Raw genomic sequence first — 24,515 nt, forward strand, 5'->3', positions numbered from 1 at the left:
CGCTCATTTGTAGATATACCCGACAACACCGTTGTAACGGCCGGGCGGCAGCTTGGTCTCCATCGTTCCGTAAACGCGGTTGACCTTGCCGAGAATGTAACCTGCGCCATCGCTGGCCGGATTGAGATTGTCGTCGGGACGCGCAAGCGCCTGCCGCGCAACCGGGCGAGCCAGATAGGGTGTCACGATGACGACCAGTTCCGATTCGTTGCGGATGAAGTCCTTGCTGCGGAACAGCGCGCCAAGCACGGGAATCTTGGTGAGCCCCGGAAAGCCGGAAACCGACTGGCGTACTTCATCGCGGATAAGGCCGCCGATCATCATCGAACCGCCCGATGGCAGCTCTACCGTGGTGTCCGCCACGCGTTTGCGCAGCGACAGAATGCTCGCGCCGAGGCCGTCTGCCTGGTTGGCCGACGAGGAACCTTCCGTTGTGGGTTCGGAAACCGATGTTCTGATCTTCAGGCTGATGCGACCGGGGCCGAGCACCACCGGCATGAACTCCAGTCCGATGCCATAGTTGATCTTGGCCAGCTGGTTGGTGCGCTTGCCGTCGTCATCATAGGTCACACTGTTGATGACATTAAATTCGCCACCCACATTGAATGCAGCTTTTTCGCCGGAAATCGCAGTCAGCGTTGGTTCGGCCAGCGTCTTCATGACGCCTGCTGTTTCCATCGCGCGCAGATAGGCAGAGAAATTGCTGGTCGCCAGTCCAAAGCCCGTATTTGACAGGGTATCGCCAATGGCTCCGGGCAGGCTTTCTGAAATGCCGCCATAAGAGATGCCATTGCTGGTCCCGCTGCCGGTCATATTAACGCCGAGCTGCTTCATGACGTTGCGGCTGACTTCGGCAACGGTCACTTTGAGCGTTACCTGATCTTCACCGACAATGGTCAGCATGTTGACGATCGCACTGGTGCGACGACCTCTGTCGGGATTGTCGATTGCAACGCCGCCGCCATCGGTCGGAGCCGAAGCGGTGGATGTGTACTGGCCGGTCGTTGCTTCACCGCCGGTCACGAAAAGACCTGCAAGCTTTGCGGCCTGTGCCGAATCCTGCGGTGTCTGTACCGAACCGGTCAGAACGACGTTGTCGTTGATCAGTTCGACCCGAATATCCGAGCCCGGAATGAGACGTTTCAATTGTGCCGAGAGACTGCTCACATCGCGCTCGATTGAGATATCGATGGAAGCGATCTGTTCGCCATTCGCGCCGAATACGAAGATATTTGTCTGTCCGACCTGCTTGCCGAACAAATAGATGCGACGCGATGTACGAGTGACAGCATCCGCGACCGATGGATTGGAAACGAGGACGTCATAGGCGTCCTGCGGCAGATCCAGAATAATCGATTTGTTGAGGCCGAGACTGATCTGCTGGGCGCGGCCCTGCGTGCCGACCTTGACGATGCCGCCAGCCGCCATGGCAGGCGCTTCGAAGAAGGGCTGCGCTGCGAGCGTCAGGCTTGCGGCAACGAGAGCGGATTTGGTCCAATACGGGCGCACGCGTTTTCCCTGTCTCATGAGCGCGGTCCTACTTCTATAATGCTGCCGGACTTGATGACCTTGACCGTTCCGCTGTGCGTCGGCGAGGAAACCAGATAGTCGGCTTGCTTGATGTCCTTGTCTTCGGCGTCGTGCATGGATCGCAGCGCCAGTGTCAGCCGATCCGCCATCTGCTGGGCGACGGTGATGATTTCCGCCTGATTGGGCGTCAGTTCCAGTGTCGCCGTCTGGCCGACCATGACCTTGCGGCCTTGTTCGTCTTCCTGAATCGTCTGGTCGATGGCGAGCACACGCACATTTTGCAGCACGGTCTCGGTCGTGAAAGGCGCAATGGACGTGCTGCCCGCATTGTCCGGCTTGCGCCGCGTCATGATGACGTCGACAAAATCATTGGGCAGGATAAAGCCGCCAGCCGAGCTTTCGGCATTGATCTGGGTTGCAACCGCACGCATGCCGGGCGGCAGGATCGAGGACAGGAAGCTTTGTCCCGGTCCGATCAGCTTCACCTTGCGAATGGGTTCACCGGGGAAAAGTTGCAGCCTGACGGTTGCACCATTCAACTGGTTGATGGCATCCGGTTCACTGGTACGGGTGATGTAGCCGTCGGATATCGCTTCCTTCGGCCATGATTGCCAGCGCATCTGCGAGGTCAGTTCCGCACCGACGCCGAGATTTTCTGTGGCGACAAGCACTTCTTCCAACTGGATTTGTGGGGTCTCTGGTGCAACCACGACGGGTGCCGGCGGCGGAGCCGCCAGATTCATGGCGATATAGCCCGCACCGCCAGCAGCGATAACGGCTACTCCCAGAATGAGCAGACGAGCTGATTTCATGATGTGCCCCGTGCAAGTCCCCACGTCCGAACGACGTGTTCCAAAATTGCACCGGCAATCGTGTAATTATGGTTAATATAATCTTATTCGTATCAAGAAATATAAGTTCTACCGGGCAATTTAGTGCCAGGAATTATGCTAAGGCGATGAAAAACGACTTCATTGACTGGCCAACAGGCGAAAGCGGATAACTCCACAGACCGGCGGCGCCCAAAGCGATACCGTAGGGAATCCCGACATCCTTGCGCGACAAGCGTTCCAGAAAGACATAGCGATCCGCATAGACCGGGCGCGGCATCAGCCGGTAAAGAATAATGAGAAGCGTGAGAACGCCGCCAAGGATGGAGAACTTGAGGATGTAATCCGCAGGGCCCGGATTGATGCCGAACCACAGTGTCGTAGCGGCAATCATTTTTGCATCGCCGCCGCCCATTGTCCGCAGGCAGAAAAGCAGGAAAGTGATGCCGAGCATCAGCGCGCCAGCCAACGCATGCCAGCCATAATCAGCAAGCGAAAGACCGGAAAACGGTGCGAGAATGAGGAAACCTGCGGCGAGGCCAATTGAAACCCGGTTGCGAATGGTCATCGACAGCAGATCGGTGATCATGGCCGTGACCATCGCCGCCACGAAAATCGCCGTCATCAGCGCCGCTATGAGCATCAAAGCCCCCCCCGATAGAGTTTCGTTGCCGATTATTGACCGTTCGTCGCGTTCTGGACGCTTGTGGCAACGGAGTCGAATTTTTTGCCGACACTACCGGCCATGAGCGCTACACCACTGATAATCGCGATAGAAACCAGCGTGCCGATCAGCGCATATTCAATCGCTGTGGAACCGGCCCGGTTCTTCAAAAAACGCGTCATCAATGTCGGCATTGCACGCTCCTTCGCCTCTCCGAAGACGGCTGCCCCTGGAATGGCCGTCATCAAATTCGGATGGCTGAAGCATAATCGGCAGGCATTGTAGGCCCCTTAACAATCAGGGTTAATGAAGTGTTGTTTTGTAATTAACATCTCTGACGCCCAGAGCGCATCAATCCTTCCGGTGACTTAATGGTTCTTTCACCAATCCTCTTCATTATTTGCTAGGCATATTACGGGGGTCGTAGAGTGGTGCGTCGGTTTTTCTCTTCGGAAAAGTTGCGGAAGGCATTTGTCCTGGCAGCGATAGTGCTGTCTTCAGCCGGAATTCAGACCGCGCATGCGGAAGAATATATCAAGCTGGAAACAAGTCGGGCGCGTATCCTTCGTCTGGCCCGCCCCGCCGACACGGTGGTGATCGGCAATCCAGCCATCGCGGATGCGGTTGTTCAGGATTCCCAGACCATCGTATTGACCGGCAAGGATTTTGGCGTGACCAACATCGTTGTCATGGACAAGCAGGGCGAGCCGATCATCGACCGGGAACTCGTCGTCTCCAGCAATGGCCGGGGTACAACGCGCGTCTATCGTCGGGCCGAGGTTCAGACATTGTCCTGCACGCCCTATTGCGAAAAGGCTTCGACCAAGATCGGCGACGATAAATAAGAGACCTCGCTAAAATCCCGCATTTGCCGTTAATACTCTTTCAGGTTGTCCTGATGTATTCATGCGCCATGTTTTAAACCGGCAGGTTTTGGGTGGGGCATGACATTCAAGGATTCCCGTCAGGATAGGCGCGGAGAAGAACGAACGTGGCTACGCGCTGCCTTGCGACGCTTGCGGCTGTTTGGTCGGGCGCGTGAAGGCGCAACCGCAATCGAGTTCACGCTTCTCTTCATCCCGTTCCTCATCATCGTCTTTTCGACCATCGAAACAGGCATGAATTTCACGGCCCGACAGGTGTTGTGGAACGCGACGCAAAACGTCGCGCGCCAGATCCAGACCGGACAGGTCAGGGGAAGCGATCTTACGCAGACCAAGATCCAGACCATGTTGTGCGATCAGATCCAGTTCATGGTGAAGACCGGCTGCGAGGGCCTGACATTCAATCTTGGCACCTATTCCGGTTTTTCCACGGTGCCGACCACCGGCATTCTGACCGCCAATGGCGATCTTGCGCGCACCGGCATCAGCGGCACTAACGGCACCTCGACTATCAACCAGCTTAACGTGCTCTATCGCTGGCCGGTTCTGACCAACATTCTCTATCTGACTGACAGTGCTGATGCGAAGCGCGGCACCATGCCGTTGTTTTCCACGCTGACATGGCAGAACGAGCCCTTTCCCAATTGACGACGAATATCGGGTTGCGGCCCGGACTGGACCCATATCGCCATGCGAACAGCATCATTCCGGTTGTTGAGACAATTTCTGCGTGACAGGCGCGGGGTCAGTGCAGTTGAGTTCGCGCTGATCGCTCCTGTCTTGCTCCTGATTTATCTGGGGTCCACCGATCTTGCGGATGGTCTCGACGTCAACAAGAAGATTTCGCGATCTGCAAGCAGCCTCGCCGATCTGGTCACGCGCCAGATATCGGTTTCGGCTGCCGATATCGACGATATGTTTGCCATCGGCAACACATCGCTGCTGCCTTATCGCCGGACGAACCCAAAGATCAGGATAACGGCGCTGAAAGTCACCAAGGCACAGTCGTCGAGCACCTATACCGTGACGGTGGACTGGTCGCGCGCGAATGTCGCCAACTTCGCCGCTGTGGCTGGGAGCAAGGGGGACCTTCCTGCGGCGCTTATCGCGACCGACGCCTATTTTATCAAGGTTGATGTGCAGCTTGATTATAAGCCGCTGAACTCGTGGATATCGACCAGCATTCCCATGAGCGAGACCTATTACCTCTCCCCACGCTATACCAACAGTATCCCCTGCAACGGGTGCTGACACCCTCTTTCACGTCTCCCCCTTGGCAATAAGGGCAAAACCCAACATATAAGGATAAAGGCCAGACCGGCCCCTTCAGGATTTGCTTTCAATGCCAGAATTGCCAGAGGTAGAAACCGTTCGTCGCGGCTTGCAACCCTTCATGGAAGGGGCAACCATCGAACGTGTCGATCAGAACAGACCCGATCTGCGCTTTCCCTTTCCAGACCATTTTGTCGAGCGCCTGACCGGGCATCGGATCGAGGCGCTCGGTCGCCGCGCGAAATATCTGACGCTTCATCTCGATGACGGTCTTTCCATCATCAGCCACCTCGGCATGTCCGGTTCGTTTCGCATCGAGGCCGATGATGGCGCAGACACGCCCGGTCAGTTCCATCACGAGCGATCGAAGAACAGCGCTCATGACCATGTGGTGTTTCATCTGTCACGCCACGGCGGTTCGGGCGCGCGCATCATCTATAATGATCCGCGCCGTTTCGGCTTCATGCTGTTTGCTGAAAAAGGCGCGCTTGATACGCATCCGTTTTTGAGCAACCTCGGTATCGAGCCGACTGGCAATCTCCTGTCGGGGGCGATACTGGCGGAGTTGTTTGAGGGGCGGCGCACGCCGCTCAAGGCAGCGCTTCTCGATCAACGGCTGATCGCCGGTCTCGGCAATATCTATGTCTGCGAGGCCCTGTGGCGTTCCGGCCTGTCGCCCATGCGAGCAGCAGGCGCCGTGGCGGGTGATATGGCGCTTATGGAACGCCTGGCCAGCGATATTCGCACGGTGATTGCCGAGGCCATTGCGGCGGGCGGATCGAGCCTGCGCGATTACATTCAGGCTGACGGAGCGCTTGGCTATTTCCAGCATTCCTTCTCGGTCTATGGCCGGGAAGGGGAGCCGTGCCGTAACCCGGCCTGCAATGGCGTGGTGGAGCGTGCAGTACAGGCAGGACGTTCGACTTTTTTCTGTGCCTCCTGCCAGACATAGGACCTTGCCAAACGGGGATGGCCGGTCCACCTTGCCGCCCGGAAATTGAAGCTGTCATGGTCTCGGCCTTATATGGGCCTGAACCCGATGGCGATGCCTGATGAAGGAGGAGCAGAATTCCATGGCTTATGAAACGATCATCGTCGAGACGCGCGGCAATGTCGGACTTATCCGTCTCAATCGCCCGCAGGCGCTCAATGCGCTCAATAGCGGTGTGCTCAATGATCTGACGGATGCGCTCGCGATCTTCGATGCTGATGACAAGATTGGCGCCGTGGTGCTGACAGGTTCGGAAAAGGCTTTTGCTGCGGGCGCCGACATCAAGGAAATGCAGTCGATCGATTTCGTCGACGCCTATCTGCAGGATATGTTCGCCGACTGGCAGAAGGTGGATCGCACGCGCAAGCCGATCATTGCTGCTGTGTCGGGCTATGCGCTGGGAGGCGGATGTGAGCTTGCCATGATGTGCGATTTCATCATTGCGGGCAGTAACGCCAAGTTCGGCCAGCCGGAAATTACGCTCGGCGTCATTCCGGGCATGGGCGGCTCGCAGCGCCTGACCCGTTTCGTCGGCAAGTCCAAGGCTATGGATATGTGCCTGACCGGACGCATGATGGATGCAGCGGAAGCCGAGCGCTCTGGTCTCGTTTCGCGTGTCGTGGAGCCGGAAGTCCTGCTGGAAGAAGCCCTGAAGGCTGCAGAGCGCATCGCGTCCTTCTCGCGTCCTTCGGTGCTGATGGCCAAGGAAGCGGTAAACCGCACCTACGAAATGACCTTGAGCGAAGGACTGCGCTATGAGCGTCGCCTGTTCCATTCGCTTTTTGCAACGGAAGACCAGAAGGAAGGCATGGCGGCATTCGTCGACAAGCGCACGCCATCCTTCAAGAATCGATAAGACGGACAGCGTTTCGGGCGGCGGTTGCCGCTGCCCGATGCGACATGAGGGCTGGATGAAGGCTGGTTTGGAGGGCTGAAAGGCCCGCGCGCAGGCGCAAAACCGGCTTTTTGATTGATAGTCGCGGCAGAATCCTCGTTGACGTGAGGGCAAAGCTGATCTATAAGCCCGCCACGGATCGGCGGCCACCCGGGATTTCAAGGGATTTCGGCTGCCCTAGAGGTTTTGTGCCCGGCGGTTTAAGCCCCTGGCTAGCTGACAGAAAAAGAGAGGCATTTATGGCCAATACTCCTTCGGCCAAGAAGGCAGTGCGCAAGATCGCTGCCCGCACCGAAATCAACAAGTCGCGCCGCTCGCGCGTTCGTACGTTCATGCGCAAGCTGGAAGACGCTCTTCTGAGCGGCGACAAGCAGGCTGCGGAAGTCGCATTCAAGGCTGCTGAGCCTGAACTGATGCGCTCCGTTACCAAGGGCGTGATGCACAAGAACACTGCTGCTCGTAAGGTGTCTCGCCTTGCCAAGCGCGTGAAGGCTCTCAACGCCTAATTATTGCCTATTTTTATAAGCAAGTTCTGAAACCCGGCTCATTGTTAGCCGGGTTTTCTTTTTTTCGGCGTTCAGGCCGGTTCCGCTCAACGTAAGGTCGCAATTTTTTTCGCATATTTTTCAATGTGAAGAGGCAAGTTTACGAGGTTTCAGAAAGTAATGGCTGGGTAATTTTCGACTGTAATTTCAATCATTTGCGTAACTTTTGACGGAGTTATCCACAGGGGTCCGATGGGACTCGGAAGGCCGTTTGAGTCAAGCAGATTTTTAAAATTTATTTTTCAGGCGGAACAGATCAGGACCATCTAATTTGACCACGTAGAAAACACATTGAATCCAAAGGCGTTAATTCGCTGGCGTCCGATTCCCTGTCTGTTGCACCACCCTATGCAAGGGGTTTCATGAAAAAAAACTGGCAATCCTAGGCTTGCTCTTTACGGCGGCCCTTCGCTAAAGTCAGGTCATCAAGAGGGGTGGGCCACCGGCCCGGAGTTAGCGCTAATTGCTGTCGAATGTCAGCGTGGATGTTGAATCCGCGGGCGCTATTTTCTGGTCTCAAAGGTCCTCTTTCTTTCGGGTGATTGCTTATCATTCAATGACCGGGCCATTAACTGGCCATTAACCGGAAAGTCGTTTTGGACAGATGGCGGGCAATTGAGTGGTTGTCGTGGAAGGGGTTCCGGGCAATCAGCCTTCGGTGAACAGTTGTATGAGTCGTTCGCGGGTAACCGGAAAGGAGTATTTCGGTTCGGGACCTGTCGGGTCCGATTGAGTTTGTGTTTGGCCCGAATGTTGCGGGCCTGAGTGTATAAGTGAGTACCGCCGGCGTTGAAGGACGACAGATCCGGAACGACGAGCTGGAAAAAATGACAAGCGCTGGAAAATGGCGCGTACGAATGTGAAGGCAGGCGAGACGATGGCAATGACGAGCGGCAAGGCGACGGCAACGATGGGTGATGATGCACATGCGAACCGTATCCATGGATCTTCTGCTACCGGAAATGACAAGAGCCTGACGAACATGGACGCTGCAGTCAGCGAAGAGGCTTTCGAGCGCCTTACGGCAAAGCTGAAAGCCCGTGTGGGCAGCGAAATCTATTCGAGCTGGTTCGGCCGGTTGAAACTTGACGATATTTCCAAGAGCATTGTGCGTCTGTCGGTTCCGACCGCTTTCCTGCGCTCCTGGATCAACAATCATTATTCCGAACTCCTGACCGAACTCTGGCAGGAAGAAAACGCCCAGATCCTGAAGGTCGAAGTCGTGGTGCGCGGCATGAACCGTGTGGTTCGCAGCGCAGCGCCCGCAGAAACGACGGAATCGGCTGAAGCCAAGCCTGTCGTGGCTCCACGCGAAAAGATGATGTTCCCGGTCGGCCAGTCCTTTGCCGGGCAGCATATCGGCGACAAGCGCGGCTCCGCCGTGGTCGCAGAATCGGCTGCCGCTTCGGGCTCGGTTCTCGGTTCGCCGCTTGATCCGCGCTATACGTTCGACAGTTTCGTCGACGGCGCATCGAATCGTGTGGCGCTTGCCGCAGCCCGCACCATCGCTGAAGCCGGTTCCAGCGCCGTGCGTTTCAACCCGCTTTTCATTCATGCATCGGTCGGCCTCGGCAAGACGCATCTTCTTCAGGCCATTGCAGCCGCAGCGCTGCAGCGTCAGGAAAAGGCCCGCGTCGTTTATCTGACCGCTGAATATTTCATGTGGCGCTTTGCGACCGCTATCCGTGACAACAATGCGCTTTCCTTCAAGGAACAGCTGCGCGACATCGACCTTCTGGTCATCGATGACATGCAGTTCCTGCAGGGCAAGTCCATTCAGCACGAATTCTGCCATCTGCTGAACACGCTGCTCGACAGCGCCAAGCAGGTCGTTGTTGCCGCTGATCGTGCGCCGTCGGAACTGGAATCGCTCGACGTCCGCGTCCGTTCGCGTCTTCAGGGCGGTGTTGCACTCGAAGTGGCTGCGCCGGATTACGACATGCGCGTTGAAATGCTGCGCCGTCGTCTGAACACGGCACAGGTTGAAGATCCGAGCCTCAACATTGGCGACGAGATTCTCTCGCATGTCGCCCGCACCGTCACCGGATCGGGCCGTGAGCTGGAAGGCGCTTTCAACCAGCTTCTGTTCCGCCAGTCCTTCGAGCCGAATCTGTCGATTGACCGCGTGGACGAGCTGCTCGGCCATCTGACCCGTGCAGGCGAGCCGAAGCGTATCCGTATCGAGGAAATCCAGCGTATCGTGGCGCGCCATTACAATGTTTCGAAGCAGGATCTGCTCTCGAATCGTCGTACCCGCACCATCGTGAAGCCGCGTCAGGTGGCGATGTATCTCGCCAAGATGATGACGCCGCGTTCGCTGCCGGAAATTGGCCGTCGCTTCGGCGGACGTGATCACACGACCGTGCTGCATGCCGTGCGCAAGATCGAAGATCTGGTGGGCGCCGACACCAAGCTGGCACAGGAACTGGAGCTTCTGAAGCGTCTTATCAACGATCAGGCTGCCTGATAACGAAGCTTCCCCGCTATCAAGAGCGGTTATCAACAAAAAGCCCGGGCCCTGTCGCATTACGACACGGCGCGGGCTTGCTTTTCTCCTTAAAAATCTGCCACTTTAACGGACCTTTCTGGCGTCTTTGGCGCCTTACCGACGAGGGCCGCTGCCCGTCAGATGCAAGCGCCTTGTCCTAGCGAGCGAGTGCGTTTGAACATGCGTGTTACCCTAGAGCGATCGAACCTTCTCAAATCTCTCAACCACGTCCACCGCGTCGTGGAGCGTCGCAACACGATTCCGATTCTGTCGAACGTGCTTTTGCAGGCCGAAGGCGCAAGCCTTGCCCTCAAGGCGACCGACCTCGACCTCGAAGTGAATGAAGCAACGGCCGCCATGGTCGAGCAGGCGGGCGCGACGACGGTCCCGGCGCATCTGCTCTACGATATCGTGCGCAAGCTGCCCGATGGCGCGGAAGTCATGCTGTCCACCAATCCCGATGGCGGCTCCATGTCGGTTATTTCCGGCAAGTCGTCCTTCCGTCTCCAGTGCCTGCCGCAGTCGGACTTCCCGGAGCTGACGGCCGGGTCCTTCACCCATTCCTTCCGCATCGAAGCGCAGGCGCTGAAGCGCCTCATCGACCGCACCCAGTTTGCGATCTCGACGGAAGAAACCCGCTATTATCTGAACGGCATCTACTTCCATGCCATTGAAAGCGACGGCGCTTTGAAGCTGCGCGCTGTGGCGACCGACGGTCACCGTCTGGCCCGCGCCGAACTGGAAGCGCCGTCCGGTACGGAAGGCATGCCGGGCATTATCATTCCGCGCAAGACGGTTGCCGAACTGCAAAAGCTGGTCGATACGCCTGATGTGATGGCAACGGTGGAACTATCGGATGCCAAGATCCGCTTCACGGTCGGTTCGGTGGTGCTCACCTCCAAGCTCATCGACGGCACCTTCCCGGATTACCAGCGTGTCATTCCATCCGGCAATGACAAGAAACTCACCATCGGGCGTCAGGAATTCGCCGCGTCGGTGGACCGCGTTTCAACCATTTCGAGCGAGCGTGGCCGTGCGGTCAAACTTTCCATCGCCGATGGCCAGCTGACGCTGACGGTCAACAATCCCGATTCGGGCAGCGCCACGGACGAGCTGGCAGCGGATTATGATTCCGATCCGCTGGATATCGGCTTCAACTCCAAATATCTGCTCGACATCACCAGCCAGCTTTCAGGTTCGGATGCTGTCTTCATGCTGGCCGATGCCGGTTCGCCGACACTGGTGCGCGACACCGGCGACGAAGATGTGCTGTATGTCCTGATGCCCATGCGCGTCTAGGGCTGGGATATTTCGACTCTGGCGGCCTGCAAATGGCGTGATTTTTCGCTTCCGGTGCTCACGTACAGTATGTACGCTGCGCTCCGGTTCTCAAATCCCACCATTTTCGGCACGCCATAGCCAAAATCTCGACAGCCCCGGCATCTCGCTGGAAGAGGCCTCTCAAAGAACCCGATTGTGGATATAAAAGACGATATAGTGAGCCGCCCCGACCGGGTTTCGGTCCGGCGGCTTAAATTGACTGATTTCCGCAATTATGCGGAACTCTCGCTGCCGCTTGGCCCCGGCCATGTGGTGCTGACAGGCGAGAACGGGTCGGGCAAGACCAACCTCATCGAAGCACTTTCCTTTCTGTCGCCTGGGCGCGGCCTTCGACGCGCGTCCTATGACGATGTAGCGCGAACGGTCGCGCATGACGGCTTTGCAATCCACGCAGCGCTGGATTGCATGATCTACGGCGAAGCCGAAATCGGCACGGGAACGGCGGGCGGCGGAGAAGGCGGGCGCAAGGTTCGCATCAACGGCGTTGCAGCCTCTGGCGACGAGCTTCTCGATTATGCCCGCATTCTCTGGGTCGTTCCCTCCATGGACGGGCTTTTTACCGGCGGGGCGTCGGACCGGAGGCGTTTTCTCGACCGTATGGTCCTCGCCATCGATACCGGACACGGCAAGCGTGTGCTTGATTATGAAAAGGCCATGCGCAGTCGTAACCGGCTGCTCAGCGAAGGCAATAATGACGACCGCTGGCTTGATGCCATCGAGAGCCAGATGGCAGAGCTTGGTACGGCCATTGCCGCAGCGCGGGCGGAAGCCATGCGGCTGATCGCGGCCATGATCGAACGGTTGCCAGCAGAAGGTCCTTTCCCGAAGGCGGATTGTTTTCTGGAAGGCTCGCTGGAACAGCGGATCGGTCTCGAAGCGGCGCTCGATCTGGAAGAAGATTTCCGCCGCACCCTGCGCGACGGGCGCATCCGGGATCGCGCGGCAGGCCGCACGCTGGATGGGCCGCACCGTACGGATCTCATCGTGCAGCATAGGCCTAAAGCCATGCCAGCCGCCCTTTGCTCGACCGGCGAGCAGAAGGCGCTGCTCATAGGTCTTATCCTGGCCCATGCGCGCCTGACGGGCGAATTGTCCGGCATGGCGCCGATTCTCCTACTGGACGAAATCGCCGCGCATCTCGATTCGGGCCGTCGTGCTGCCTTGTTCGGCATTCTCGACGATCTCGGCGGGCAGGCCTTCATGACTGGTACGGACAGGGGGCTGTTCGATACGCTTGGCGGCGATGCGCAGTTTTTCAGTGTTGCAGGCGGCGTTCTCACCAAGAGCTAAATTATCCGCTGACAGCATCATCGCGGAGGCATATGTTGGCCATCATGAATGCACCATCCAGACCATTTTCGTCCGAAGAACTTGAACGCTATGCGCGCCATATTGTGCTGCCGGAAGTTGGCGGGCCGGGCCAGCAGAAGCTGAAGGCAGCGCGTATATTGGTTGTTGGTGCGGGTGGTCTCGGAGCGCCCGTGCTGCAATATCTGGCGGCTGCGGGCATCGGGACGCTTGGCATCGTCGACGACGATACGGTTTCGCTGTCCAATCTCCAGCGACAGGTCATCCACGACACGGAAAGCGTTGGTCAGGAAAAGGTCGAGAGCGCGCGAAACGCCATTGCTCGCATCAATCCGCATGTGACGGTCGAAGGCCATGCCCTGCGCCTCAACGCGGACAATGCCGAAGCGCTGATTACCGATTACGATGTGATTGTCGATGGCTCCGACAACTTCACAACGCGCTATGTGCTGGCGGATACGGCGGCCAAGGTCGGGCGACCGCTGGTGACCGGCGCGATGGGCCGTTTTGATGGCACGGTGACAGTGCTGATGCCCTATCTGACCGGACCAGAGGGAACACCAAATCCCTCCTATCGCGATCTCTTCCCGGAAGCGCCGCCGCCGGGAACTGTCCCCACCTGCGCCGAAGCGGGTGTGCTGGGCGTGCTACCGGGCGTGATCGGCAGCTTGCAGGCGATGGAGGTGATCAAGCTCGTCACCAGTATTGGCGAACCGCTGGTTGGTCGCCTGTTGCTCTATAACGCGCTGAATGTCCGCTTCGAGACCATTCGTTACAACGCGCGTACGCCCAAATGACTGCGCTCCGCGTTGCGCCGATCAATCAGGATTTCGCCCGCTGGGACGAACTTCTGAAACTCATCCGCGACAGCTTTGCCTATATGGACGGCGTGATCGATCCGCCATCTTCTGCGCATCTTTTGACTGCGGAAGGACTGAAACAAAAGGCCGGGGAAGAGACCGGCTTTGCAGCCCTGATTGGCGAGGAACTGGCGGGCTGTGTTTTCATCAAGGAAAGAAGTGACAGCTTCTATCTCGGCAAGCTTGCCGTTGCGCCCGCCTTTGAGGGGCGGGGAATCGCTCGCGCCCTGATGCAGCGTGCGGAGGCTGAAACTATCGCGAAGGGCAAGCTGGCGATTGAATTGCAGGTGCGTATCGAACTGACGCGCAATCGGGCGGTGTTTGAAAAGCTCGGTTATTGCAAGATCGCGGAAACGGCGCATCCCGGCTATACGCGAACGACCTCCATCACCATGCGCAAGGAGATCGTGCTGGGATAGGAGACGACCGGCAGCGTGTCGCTGCCGATCCTCTAGGCCGAAACGTCAATATTGCGTATTGCGGTCGACGATGTGCTCCAGCGTGCCATTGCGCTCGAAGGCTTCAATCTGCCGGATGATCTGCGGTACCAGCGCCGTTGCTGACGAGCTTGCCGCTGCATGCGGCGTGATCGTCACTCTCGGATGGTCCCAGAGCGCGCTGGTGGTCGGCAACGGTTCCTGATTGAACACGTCGAGCGATGCTGCCGAAAGCAGCCCACGGTCGAGCGCCGCTAGAATATCAGCCTCGTTCTGCAAGCCGCCGCGACCGGCATTGATCAGCACCGGCGCGCCGAATGGCCCGTCACTTTTCAGTTGCGCGAACATCGACATGGACAGGATGCCCTTGGTGTCCGGCGTCAGCGGCAGCAGGCAGACGAAAATATCGGCGGTCTTGAGGAACGCGCCAAAGCCATCGCGGCCGTGATAGGTTTTCACGCCAGCGATTTCCTGCTGGCGGCGGCTCCAGCCGGTCACGTTGAAACCCAGCGCTTTCAGCTTTTCAGCCGCATCGCGGCCCAGAACGCCGAGCCCCATAATGCCCACCGTCACCTCATGGGCGGCAGGCTGGCGGCGATCTTCATGCCAGACATGGTTCTGCTGCTGCTTGCGATAGCGCGATCCCAGACGGTGATGATCCAGCACCTGCCAGACCACATATTCGGTCATGCGCATGGTCAGATCGTCGGAGATGATGCGCACCAGCGGTACATCGGGGATGCGGTCATCGCGGAACACGTGGTCCACACCAGCGCCAAGCGAGAAGATGACTTTCAGATTGGGCAGATTGGCGAGCGAGCCTGGCTTCTGCTTCCATACGAGAGCGTATTTGACGGAAGGATCATTCTCGGCGCGCTCGGTCACCACGGGGCGATCCGGCGCATTGTCCTTGAATGTCTTCAGCCAGATTTCCGGGTCCCAATCGGTGATCGCCAGAAGAATATTGCCTTTGTCGTTGTTCGTGGTCATTGCCTCACTCCTCCCTCGGTAGCCTCCATATGGAAGGCCGCCGCCATCAACGCCTTGGTATAGTCGGTCTTGGGATTAGCGAAGACATCCTTCGCCGTACCATATTCAACCGCCTTGCCGTTGCGCATCACCAGCACATCATTGGCCAGTGCCCGCACCACTTTGAGATCGTGGCTAATGAAAAGATAAGCGAGATCATGCTTCTTCTGCAATCCACGCAAAAGATCGACCACTTGCGCCTGCACGCTCATATCGAGTGCCGAGGTTGGCTCATCCAGCATGACGAAGCGCGGGTTCAACACCATGGCGCGCGCAATGGCAATGCGCTGGCGCTGGCCGCCGGAAAACTCATGTGGATAGCGGAAGCGGGTTTCGGGATCGAGGTTCACTTCCTGAAGCGCCGCCACGACGCGCGCATCGCGGTCGTCGGCCGAGAGCTTCGGCTCATGCACCAGCAAACCTTCGGCAATGATATCTGCAATGGTCATGCGCGGAGAAAGTGAGCCGAACGGGTCCTGGAACACGATCTGCATTTCACGGCGCAGCGGGCGCATATCCTTGAAGCTGAATTTCGCGATATCGCGCCCTTCAAAGCGAATATCGCCCTTGGATGAAATCATCCGCGAAAGGGCAAGGCCAAGCGTGGTCTTGCCGGACCCCGATTCGCCGACGACACCGAGCGTCTGACCGGCACGCAGATTGACATCAATCCCGTCCACCGCCTTCACATGGTCGACGGTCTTGCGCATGAAGCCCTTCTTGATCGGGAACCAGACGCGGATATCCTTGCCTTCCATCACCGTTTTTGCTGCCGGGTCGGCAGCGGGCGGCTCGCCCTTCGGTTCGGCAGCAAGCAGATGCTTGGTATAGGGATGCTGCGGATTGTCGAAGATTTCCCTGGTCGGTCCAGCTTCGACGATCTTGCCCTTGCTCATCACGCAAACCTTGTCAGCGATCTTTCGCACGATGCCGAGATCGTGGGTGATGAACAGCATGGACATGCCCTGAGCGGCCTTCAACTCGGCAAGCAGCTTCAAAATCTGCGCCTGTACCGTCACGTCGAGCGCCGTGGTCGGTTCGTCCGCAATCAGCAGTTTCGGCTTGTTGGCCAGCGCCATGGCGATCATCACACGCTGGCGTTGCCCGCCCGAAAGCTGATGCGGAAAGGCCGACAGGCGCTTTTCCGGCTCGCGAATGCCAACCTCGTTCAGAAGCTCCAGCGTGCGCGCCCGCGCCTGGGCGTCGCCCATGCCCTGATGCACACGCAGGATTTCGCCGACCTGCCGCTCGACGCTGTGCAGCGGATTGAGCGAGGTCATCGGCTCCTGAAAGATCATGGCGATGTCATTGCCGCGCACGCGCCGCAATTCCGGTTCGGAGGCCTTCATCAAGTCCTTGCCGTTGAAAAGGATTTCACCGGAAGGGTGGCTTGCCGCCGGATAGGGGAGAAGCTTCAACACAGACAAGGCGGAAACGGACTTGCCCGAGCCGGATTCGCCGACCAGAGCCACGGTCTCGCCTTCGGCAATGTCGAAGGACACGCGGTCGACGGAAATGCGCTCTTCGCCATTCTGGCGGAAGGCCACTGACAAGTCGCGGACGGACAGCAGGGTTTTGTTGCCTGATTCGGACAGGGATCCGCTCATTGACCCACTCATTGAAATGCCTTTCGCGGATCGAATGCGTCGCGTGTCGCCTCGCCGATGAAGATCAGGAGGGACAGCATGACCGAGATGACCACGAAGCCGGTAATGCCGAGCCACGGTGCCTGAAGGTTGTTCTTGCCCTGCGCCAGAAGTTCGCCGAGCGAGGCGGAGCCGGGTGGCAGGCCGAAGCCGAGGAAGTCGAGCGAGGTGAGCGTGGTGATCGATCCATTCAGGATGAACGGCAGGAAGGTCAGAGTAGCCACCATGGCATTGGGCAGAAGGTGACGCCACATGATGGTGCCGTTCTTCACGCCGAGCGCGCGCGCCGCATTCACATATTCGAAGTTGCGGGCGCGCAGAAATTCAGCGCGCACAACGCCGACGAATGCCACCCATGAGAAGAGAAGCATGATGCCGAGCAGCACCCAGAAGCCCGGCGGCAGGATCGCCGCTATGATCAGCAACAGATAAAGCACGGGGATCGACGACCAGATTTCGATGACGCGCTGGAAGATCAGATCGACCCAGCCGCCGAAATAGCCCTGAACCGCGCCTGCCGTCACGCCGATGATGGCTGAGAAGAAGGTGAGGATCAGGCCGAACAGCACCGAAATGCGGAAGCCGTAAAGCGCGCGCGCAAAAACATCTCGCGCCTGATCGTCAGTGCCAAGCAGGTTGAAGTTGCCAAAACGGCAATTGGGATCGCTGACACCTTGCGCATAGCGCTGGCAGCGCTCCTCGGCGGAAAAGAGCCAGAAGGGCTTTGAAGGCGCGGCCTCCGGGATTTCGTTATTCACGGTGTTGTAGGAATAGCGAATGGGCGGCCAGATCGCCCAGCCATTATTGGCGATTTCTTCCTGTATCACCGGATCGCGATAATCGGTCACGGCATAGAAGCCGCCGAATTTCTCTTCCGGATAATCGACAAAGACCGGCGTCAGCAACTCGCCTTTGTAGGAAACGAGAATGGGGCGATCATTGGCGATAAATTCGGAGCCAAGCGCTGCAATGAGCAGAAACAGGAAAACCCACAGCGACCAGTAACCACGCTTGTTGGCCTTGAAATTCTGCCAGCGGCGGCGGTTCAGCGGCGACAGCCAAGGGCGTTTCACTGGCTTGGCGGCGGGGGTGAGGGCGGCGTCTGTCATCACACGTCCCTCCGGTCGAAATCAATGCGCGGATCGATCCACGTATAGGTCAGATCGGACAGAAGCCCGACAAGCAGGCCGATCAGCGAGAAGATGAAGAGATTGGCGAACACAACCGGATAATCGCGGTTGATGACCGACTGGTAGCCGAGCAGGCCAAGACCGTCGAGCGAGAAGATTGTTTCAATCAAAAGCGAGCCGGTGAAGAAAGCCGAGATGAAAGCGCCCGGAAAACCGGCGATGACGATCAGCATGGCGTTGCGGAAAACATGGCGATAAAGCACCTGATTCTCGGTAAGGCCTTTGGCGCGCGCCGTCGTCACATATTGTTTGCGGATTTCTTCGAGAAACGAGTTTTTCGTCAGAAGCGTCGTGGTGGCGAAGGCTGAAAGCACCAGCGCCGTAACCGGCAGAACCATGTGCCAGAGATAGTCGCCGATTTTGCCCCAGAATGACATCTGCGCGAAATCAGGCGAGGTGAGGCCACGTAGCGGAAACCAGTCGAAGAACGATCCGCCCGCGAAAAGCACGATCAGCAGGATGGCAAACAGGAAGCTTGGGATAGCGTAACCGACAATGATGACGGCGCTGGTCCAAGTGTCGAAGCGCGTGCCTTCCTTGATCGCCTTGCGAATGCCAAGCGGGATCGAGATCATGTAGGACAGAAACGTCAGCCACAGGCCGAGCGAGATCGAAACCGGCATCTTTTCCTTGATGAGATCGATCACGCTGATATCGCGGAAATAGCTGCGCCCGAAATCGAAGCGCAGATAGTTCCACAGCATCTGGCCGAAACGCTCCAGCGGCGGCTTGTCGAAGCCGAACTGCTTTTCCAGATCGGCGATGAATTGCGGGTCCAGTCCCTGTGCACCGCGGTATTTCGAGTTGACCGAGCCGCTATCGACAGCGCTCTGGCCGAAGTCGCCGCCACCGCCGGAAAGGCGATCCAGCGCATCGCCGCCCTGACCGGAAAGCTGCGCGATCACGCGCTCAACCGGACCGCCGGGGGCGAACTGAACAACGGCGAAGGAAATAGCCATGATGCCGAAGATGGTCGGGATCATTAAGATCAAGCGGCGGAGGATATAAGCGCCCATCAGCTTGGCTCTCTCGTTAGATCCGGGTTTCTCTTATGGCTTACCAACAGCTTTTGCCTTTTCTTCTTCTATCCACCACAGCGTCTCGACCGGAAAGCCATAATCGGGCTTCGGTTCCTTGAAACCGAACCGGTCCCAATAGGCGACGAGATGATTCGCTGTTGTCCAATTTGGAATCCAGTCGCGCCGGATACGCAAGTACCGATCCAGCACTCTGATCGTAGCGACAAGATCGTCCCGGGTCGAAACCTTTCCGGCATCGTTGATCAGGGCGTCGATCACCGGGTCAGCCGTGCCGGGCAGATTATAGCTTCCCGGCGTTTTGGCTGCTTGTGAACCGAACATGCTGGCAAGCGATTCGCTGGTCGGGGTTGCGCCGAACTGCATGGCAAGGCCAACCATGTCGAACTGGAAATCCTGCAAGCGCGCCTGATATTGGCTCGCATCCACCAGCCGCAAGGTTGCATCAACGCCGATGGCCCGTAGTTTCTGGATGAACGGATTGTAGACGCGGGTGAAAGCTTCAGAATCGCTGAGGATTTCGAGCCCGAATTTTGAACCGTCCTTATCGTGGAACTGGCCGTTGCGCCGCTCGAAACCGGCTTCTTCCATCAGCTTGATGGCGCGACCGAACTGCGCACGGTCGCGGCCCGTTCCATCCGAAACCGGCATGGTGACGGCCTCGCCGAAAACTGTATCGGGAAGCTTGCCCCGATAGCGCTCCAGCACTTTCAGCTCATCCGGGGAGGGCAGGCCCTTGGCCTGAAACTCCGACCCGTTGAAGCTTGATTGCGAACGCTCATAGGTATTGAAAAAGAAGGTCTCGTTGGTCCATTCAAAATCGAAACAGAGACTGATCGCCTCCCGCACGCGGGGGTCGCGAAAACGCTCGCGCCGCTGGTTCAGCGCCCAGGCTTGCATGAGCGGGCTCTTCTCTTTCGGGAAGGTCCGCTTGATGACTTTCTTCTGCTGAATGGCCGGGAAGTCGTATCCTGTCGCCCAGTTCTTCGACACGCTTTCCGAACGGAAATCGATATCGCCTTTCTTGAAGGCCTCGAATTCCGGCTGGCGGTCGCGGAAGAACTCGATGTGGATGCGGTCGAAATGACCAGAGCCGCGCCGGACGGGTAGATCCCTGGCCCAATAATCCTCGACGCGATCATATTCGATGAATTGACCGGCGGAGAAATTGCCGACCTTGTAAGCGCCGGAACCGAGTATCGGCTCCATGGTCGTCGCCTCAAAATTGCGGTCCTTGAACCAGTTCTCCGACAGGATCGGTAGCACCACCGCATCGAGAATGGCATTGGGACCGCGATCCGCCGCAAAGCGTAGGCGAATATCGTTCTTTCCGGTCAGCTCCACCTTTTCCAGCCCGGCGAGCGACTGGCGTATGATCGGATGACCCTTTTCCTTCAGCACCGTATAGGTGAACAGCACGTCCTTTGCCGTGATGGGAGAACCGTCGTGAAAGCGCGCTTCCTTGCGCAGCTTGAAGGTGCAGGACTGACGGTCTTTCGACAGCGTGACGCTTTCAGCGATCAGCCCGTAGACGGAATCCGGCTCATCGAGAGCCGGGACCATCAGGCTGTCATAGGTCAGTTCCATGCGCGGGGGCGCATCGCCTTTGAAGGTAAAGGTGCTGAGCGTGTTGAAGGTCAGCGTGTTCTGATTCCAGGTCCAGCTTGCCGGGGCGAACCTGAATGTACCGCCTTTGGGCGCGTCCGGATTGGTATAGTCGAAATGGGTGAAATCGCCGCCATATTTCAGTTCACCAAAGGCCGACAGGCCGTGCAGGGCTTTGCCGGTCGGCACTTCCGCAAAGGCGGTCGCTACAACGCTCTGGCCCGGCAGGCAGGCCACAATTGCGGCGCTGCCCGAGGCCCCCAGAAAATGGCGGCGGTTCATGCGAAGCATCGTCATTCTTCGCGCCTCTTATTCGCCGCCGGTCTTCAGCTTGGCTTCTTTCGCAGGATCAATCCACCATGAGAATGGATCGATGCCCATATAGTCCGGCTGTTTTTCCGGCATGCCGAACTTGTTCCAATAGGCCACATTAAGGTGGTCGGAATACCATTGCGGAATAACGTAATAGTTCCACAAAAGCGCCCGGTCGAGCGCATGGCTGGCGGCCACGAGTTCATCGCGATCCTTGGCATAGACCACGCGGTCGATCAGCTTGTCGATTGCCTCGCTTTTGATGCCGGCATAATTGCGGCTGCCTTTGAAATCGGCGGCCTTGGAGCCCCACATATCGCGCTGTTCATTGCCTGGCGAGCCGCTCTGCGCGATGACCGAGGTGATGATGTCATAGTCGAAATCATTGACGCGCGCCTGATATTGCGCGGTATCGACAATGCGCACCGTCGCATTGATCCCGATCTTGCGCAGGCTCGCCGCGAATGGGTTGTAGATGCGTTCGTCCGTCGGGTCCTTGCCCAGAAATTCGATGGTGAACGGATTACCCTTTGCATCGACCAGCTTGTTACCCTGCAATGTCCATCCCGCTTCCGAAAACAGCTTCAAAGCCGTGCGCAGATTATCGCGGGTCGCCTGCGGTGTATCGTAAACAGGCAGCTTGAATTCCTTGGTCAGGGCATCTGCGGGCAGAGAATCCTTCACCGTTTCAAGAATGGCTTGTTCCGCCGGGGTCGGAGGCCCGCTCAGCTGCAATTCGTTGCCAGCGAAATAGCTGTTGATGCGGCTATACTGATTGAAGAACAGCAGACGGTTCATGGATTCGAAGTCGAACGCATAGGTCAAAGCTTCGCGGACTTTCGGATCCTTGAACTTGTCGCGGCGCATATTCAGGAAATAGCCTTGCATGCGACCGACGGCGTTATACGGGAAGGACTTTTTGATAACGTCGCCGCGCTGAACAGCGGGGAAATTATACTGCTCCGCCCAGCGCTGAGCGCGGTTTTCGTTGCGATAATCGTACTGGCCGCCCTTCTTGAAGGCTTCCCAGGTCGCGTCCTCATTGAAGTAATATTCGTAAACGACACGGTCAAAATTGTTGCGGCCGACATTCACGGCAACGTCTTTGCCCCAGTAATCGTCGACGCGCGCCCAGGTGATGGATCGTCCCGGCGAAATACTGTCGATCTTGTAGGCGGACGAACCGAGCGGAATTTCCAGCGTGGGGCGGGTGATGTCGCGCTGTTTTCCTTGCGCGTCCTTGCCTTCCCACCAATGCTGCGGCAGCACGGCAAGCTGGCCCATGATCTGCGGCAGTTCGCGATTGCCCTTTTGGCTGAAGTTGAACTTCACCTCATGGTCGCCGGTCTTTTCCGCGCTTTCCACGTCGCCATAATATTTGTTGTACATGGGCGACTGCTTCTTCAGCACATTGAAGGACCAGATCACGTCTTCAACGGTGATTGGCTGGCCGTCATGCCATTTAGCGTTTGGATTGAGCTTGAACTTCACCCAGGAATAATCGTCGGGATACTGCAGGGCTTCGGCAATAAGCGGATATTGGGTCGATCCCTGATCCAGCGAATCCGTCATCAGCGTATCGTAGAGCATGCCGCCGCCGAAGTCGGACAGGCCTGCGGCGGGAACGCCCTGCACGACAAACGGATTGAGGCTGTCGAAGGTGCCGACCGACACCTGATTGAGCGTGCCGCCCTTCGGCGCATCGGGGTTCACATAGTCATAATGCTTGAAGTCAGCCGGATATTTGGGCTCGCCGAGCAGGCTGGAAGAGGCGCGCCATTTGGGTTCCGCATCGGCCGCGTGGCCTGACGATATTGTGCTTGCAAGCATGGCAACCGCAAATGCACCCGCCCAAAACGCTTTCATCCAGTCTCTCCGTTTCTGCTTCGGATCATCTGTATGAGTCTTATGGGTTTTTGCGGAGGAAGAAAGGCACCGGAACAATAAATTTTATTGGTAATATGAAAAAGCCCGGTCAAAACCGGGCTTTTCGATAGATTTTACAGTGCTTAGTTTGCCGGTGCGGCTGGCTTTTCGCCTTCCTTGGCCGGCGCTGCATCCGCAGGCTTGGCGTCGCCGCCAGCCGGTGCAGCATCTGCCGTTGGCAGCGGAGCCGGGCTATCCGAAAGCGTGCGCAGATAGGCAATCAGATCGGCGCGCTCATTATCCTTCTTGTCGCCCGCAAAGCCCATGGCCGTTCCCTTGATGAAGGCCTTCGGCGACGTCAGGAACTTGTTGAGGTGCTCGTAGTCCCACTTGTTGCCGCCTGCGCCAAATTCCTTCATGGCGGACGAATAGCCGAAGCCTTCGACGGAAGCAGCCGGGCGGTTCAGCACATCCCAGAGATGCGGACCGACCTTGTTCGCGCCGCCCTTTTCGCCCGTATGGCAGGCCTGGCAGCGCTTGAAAACTGTTTCACCGCGCGTTGGATCAGCGGATTGCAGCAATGTTGCGATAGAAACTTCTTCCTTGGCCGGTGCAGCTCCCCCTTCACCGGTCGCAGCTTCCGCTGCCTCGATTGCAAAGCCGGGCTTCTCCGGTGCAGGCGAGTGAAACAGCGCATCGGACAGGATGCCCGTCGTCATGACAACGAAAACCGTTGCCAGAAAAGCCATGATAAACTTGTTAGTCCGCGTTGAATTCATCGCCGGTCAGCGCTCCCTCTACCAAAACGCTCTCCCCGAGAACGCTCTCCTCAGCCGACATGCGCACCTCATGTGAGGTTGCAATTCTCTCCGCGGCATCGGGCGGAAACTAGGTCTTTTACCAGGGCGATGCAACACCTATAAGGGTAACCACACCCGTGACTTTTTGACACTTTTGCAGCATTTACAGTGCGGATAAAACTCCTCAAAGGACGGTTACGATCCGGCGAGACAACAAGAGGCGAGCATGCTTCAGACCCTAAAGACCCTGACACTTATTCCGGCAAGACTGGCCGCTACGCGCCTGCCGAACAAGCCATTGGCCGATATTTGCGGGAAGCCGATGATCGTGCATGTGGCCGAAAGGGCAGCCGCCGCGAAGCTCGGGCGCGCCGTCGTTGCGACCGATAGTGAGGAGATTTTTGCAGCCGTTACCGCCCATGGTCATGAAGCCGTCATGACGCGCAGCGATCACGAATCGGGTTCGGACCGCATTTATGAAGCATTGTTGAAGCTTGATCCGGCTGGTGAGGTCGATGCCGTGGTCAATGTGCAGGGTGACCTGCCGACCATCGATCCCGATATCATCCGTCGCGCATTGCTGCCGCTCGAAGATGGCCCGGCTGATATTGCGACGCTTGGCGTCGAGATCGAGGAAGAATCGGAAAAGACCAATCCGAGCGTGGTGAAGATTGTCGGCTCGCCGCTGGCTGGCAGTTCGCGTCTGCGCGCGCTTTATTTCACCCGCGCCACCGCACCTTATGGCGAAGGCCCGCTTTATCATCACATCGGTCTCTATGCCTATCGGCGGTCAGCGCTGGAGAAATTCGTGAAGCTCGGGCCGTCGCCGCTCGAAAAGCGTGAAAAGCTTGAGCAATTGCGCGCTTTGGAAGCCAGCATGCGCATCGATGTTGAAGTGGTGAAGACGGTGCCGCTGGGCGTCGATACGCCAGCTGACCTTGACCGAGCCCGACTTCTTGTCGCAAAGGGTCTTTGACAAGGTTAA

General features: G+C 57.7%; 23 protein-coding genes. 12 read left to right on the forward strand and 11 right to left on the reverse strand.

What is annotated here, in order from left to right; translation table 11 throughout:
* Positions 1 to 3: 3 nt before the first annotated feature.
* From QBD01_RS01610 to QBD01_RS01625, 4 genes are all read right to left on the reverse strand, one after another.
* Positions 4 to 1,527 (reverse strand): type II and III secretion system protein family protein, encoded by a 1,524-nt coding sequence (locus QBD01_RS01610; RefSeq protein ID WP_280991347.1) that lies wholly within the window; start codon positions 1,525 to 1,527, stop codon positions 4 to 6.
* On the reverse strand, positions 1,524 to 2,342 hold the full coding sequence (gene cpaB, locus QBD01_RS01615; RefSeq protein ID WP_280991348.1) for a Flp pilus assembly protein CpaB: 819 nt from the start codon (positions 2,340 to 2,342) through the stop codon (positions 1,524 to 1,526). Before cpaB ends, QBD01_RS01610 begins: the two co-directional genes overlap by 4 nt.
* A 133-nt stretch (positions 2,343 to 2,475) precedes the next feature.
* A complete protein-coding gene (locus QBD01_RS01620) occupies positions 2,476 to 3,003 on the reverse strand; it encodes a prepilin peptidase (RefSeq protein WP_280991349.1) in 528 nt (175 codons plus the stop codon).
* A 32-nt stretch (positions 3,004 to 3,035) separates the two neighbouring features.
* On the reverse strand, positions 3,036 to 3,218 hold the full coding sequence (locus QBD01_RS01625) for a Flp family type IVb pilin (RefSeq protein ID WP_182519057.1): 183 nt from the start codon (positions 3,216 to 3,218) through the stop codon (positions 3,036 to 3,038).
* Between the two features lie 294 nt (positions 3,219 to 3,512).
* On the opposite strand from QBD01_RS01625, the gene QBD01_RS01630 reads away from it, so the two are divergent.
* The 11 genes from QBD01_RS01630 (at position 3,513) to QBD01_RS01680 (ending at position 14,027) form a co-directional block, all read left to right on the forward strand.
* Positions 3,513 to 3,869 carry a pilus assembly protein N-terminal domain-containing protein gene (locus tag QBD01_RS01630; RefSeq protein ID WP_280991350.1) on the forward strand — a complete coding sequence of 119 codons (357 nt, stop codon included), beginning with the start codon at positions 3,513 to 3,515 and terminating at the stop codon, positions 3,867 to 3,869.
* A gap of 99 nt (positions 3,870 to 3,968) precedes the next feature.
* Positions 3,969 to 4,556 (forward strand): pilus assembly protein, encoded by a 588-nt coding sequence (locus tag QBD01_RS01635; protein ID WP_280991351.1) that lies wholly within the window; start codon positions 3,969 to 3,971, stop codon positions 4,554 to 4,556.
* Between the two features lie 42 nt (positions 4,557 to 4,598).
* Entirely contained in the window at positions 4,599 to 5,159 is a 561-nt protein-coding gene (locus QBD01_RS01640; RefSeq protein ID WP_280991352.1) for a pilus assembly protein, read from the forward strand.
* Positions 5,160 to 5,250: 91 nt separating this feature from the next.
* Complete coding sequence (mutM, locus tag QBD01_RS01645; protein WP_280991353.1) at positions 5,251 to 6,132, forward strand: bifunctional DNA-formamidopyrimidine glycosylase/DNA-(apurinic or apyrimidinic site) lyase; 882 nt, start codon at positions 5,251 to 5,253, stop codon at positions 6,130 to 6,132.
* Between the two features lie 121 nt (positions 6,133 to 6,253).
* Entirely contained in the window at positions 6,254 to 7,027 is a 774-nt protein-coding gene (locus QBD01_RS01650; protein WP_182519061.1) for an enoyl-CoA hydratase, read from the forward strand.
* Between the two features lie 278 nt (positions 7,028 to 7,305).
* Positions 7,306 to 7,572, forward strand: a complete 267-nt coding sequence (rpsT, locus tag QBD01_RS01655; RefSeq protein ID WP_182519062.1) for a 30S ribosomal protein S20 — start codon at positions 7,306 to 7,308, stop codon at positions 7,570 to 7,572.
* A gap of 883 nt (positions 7,573 to 8,455) precedes the next feature.
* Complete coding sequence (gene dnaA / locus QBD01_RS01660) at positions 8,456 to 10,078, forward strand: chromosomal replication initiator protein DnaA (protein ID WP_280991354.1); 1,623 nt, start codon at positions 8,456 to 8,458, stop codon at positions 10,076 to 10,078.
* Between the two features lie 201 nt (positions 10,079 to 10,279).
* Positions 10,280 to 11,398: a DNA polymerase III subunit beta gene (dnaN, locus tag QBD01_RS01665; RefSeq protein ID WP_280991355.1), complete on the forward strand. Its 1,119-nt coding sequence runs from the start codon at positions 10,280 to 10,282 to the stop codon at positions 11,396 to 11,398.
* A 177-nt stretch (positions 11,399 to 11,575) separates the two neighbouring features.
* Positions 11,576 to 12,730 carry a DNA replication/repair protein RecF gene (gene recF, locus QBD01_RS01670; protein WP_280991356.1) on the forward strand — a complete coding sequence of 385 codons (1,155 nt, stop codon included), beginning with the start codon at positions 11,576 to 11,578 and terminating at the stop codon, positions 12,728 to 12,730.
* Between the two features lie 32 nt (positions 12,731 to 12,762).
* The gene (locus QBD01_RS01675; protein ID WP_280991357.1) at positions 12,763 to 13,545 is read left to right on the forward strand and encodes a molybdopterin-synthase adenylyltransferase MoeB; all 783 of its coding nucleotides are present in this window, start codon (positions 12,763 to 12,765) and stop codon (positions 13,543 to 13,545) included.
* Positions 13,542 to 14,027 (forward strand): GNAT family N-acetyltransferase, encoded by a 486-nt coding sequence (locus tag QBD01_RS01680; protein ID WP_280991358.1) that lies wholly within the window; start codon positions 13,542 to 13,544, stop codon positions 14,025 to 14,027. The genes QBD01_RS01675 and QBD01_RS01680 overlap by 4 nt, the downstream gene beginning before the upstream one ends.
* A gap of 45 nt (positions 14,028 to 14,072) precedes the next feature.
* Here QBD01_RS01680 and QBD01_RS01685 read toward each other — a convergent pair whose 3' ends face one another.
* The 7 genes from QBD01_RS01685 to QBD01_RS01715 form a co-directional block, all read right to left on the reverse strand.
* Positions 14,073 to 15,035, reverse strand: coding sequence for a glyoxylate/hydroxypyruvate reductase A (locus QBD01_RS01685; RefSeq protein WP_280991359.1), 963 nt, complete (start codon positions 15,033 to 15,035; stop codon positions 14,073 to 14,075).
* Entirely contained in the window at positions 15,032 to 16,693 is a 1,662-nt protein-coding gene (locus tag QBD01_RS01690) for an ABC transporter ATP-binding protein (RefSeq protein ID WP_280991360.1), read from the reverse strand. The genes QBD01_RS01685 and QBD01_RS01690 overlap by 4 nt, the downstream gene beginning before the upstream one ends.
* Positions 16,690 to 17,829 (reverse strand): ABC transporter permease, encoded by a 1,140-nt coding sequence (locus tag QBD01_RS01695; RefSeq protein ID WP_280991361.1) that lies wholly within the window; start codon positions 17,827 to 17,829, stop codon positions 16,690 to 16,692. The genes QBD01_RS01690 and QBD01_RS01695 overlap by 4 nt, the downstream gene beginning before the upstream one ends.
* On the reverse strand, positions 17,829 to 18,926 hold the full coding sequence (locus tag QBD01_RS01700) for a microcin C ABC transporter permease YejB (protein WP_078337766.1): 1,098 nt from the start codon (positions 18,924 to 18,926) through the stop codon (positions 17,829 to 17,831). Before QBD01_RS01700 ends, QBD01_RS01695 begins: the two co-directional genes overlap by 1 nt.
* Before the next feature lie 33 nt (positions 18,927 to 18,959).
* On the reverse strand, positions 18,960 to 20,849 hold the full coding sequence (locus tag QBD01_RS01705; RefSeq protein ID WP_280991362.1) for an extracellular solute-binding protein: 1,890 nt from the start codon (positions 20,847 to 20,849) through the stop codon (positions 18,960 to 18,962).
* A 12-nt stretch (positions 20,850 to 20,861) separates the two neighbouring features.
* Positions 20,862 to 22,730, reverse strand: a complete 1,869-nt coding sequence (locus QBD01_RS01710; RefSeq protein WP_280991363.1) for an extracellular solute-binding protein — start codon at positions 22,728 to 22,730, stop codon at positions 20,862 to 20,864.
* 143 nt (positions 22,731 to 22,873) lie between these two features.
* Entirely contained in the window at positions 22,874 to 23,509 is a 636-nt protein-coding gene (locus QBD01_RS01715; protein ID WP_280991364.1) for a cytochrome c family protein, read from the reverse strand.
* Positions 23,510 to 23,756: 247 nt separating this feature from the next.
* On the opposite strand from QBD01_RS01715, the gene QBD01_RS01720 reads away from it, so the two are divergent.
* Positions 23,757 to 24,506: a 3-deoxy-manno-octulosonate cytidylyltransferase gene (locus tag QBD01_RS01720; protein WP_280991365.1), complete on the forward strand. Its 750-nt coding sequence runs from the start codon at positions 23,757 to 23,759 to the stop codon at positions 24,504 to 24,506.
* Positions 24,507 to 24,515: the final 9 nt, after the last annotated feature.

Origin of the sequence: Ochrobactrum sp. 19YEA23 (assembly GCF_029909865.1) — a bacterium.
Taxonomy (GTDB): domain Bacteria; phylum Pseudomonadota; class Alphaproteobacteria; order Rhizobiales; family Rhizobiaceae; genus Brucella; species Brucella gambitense.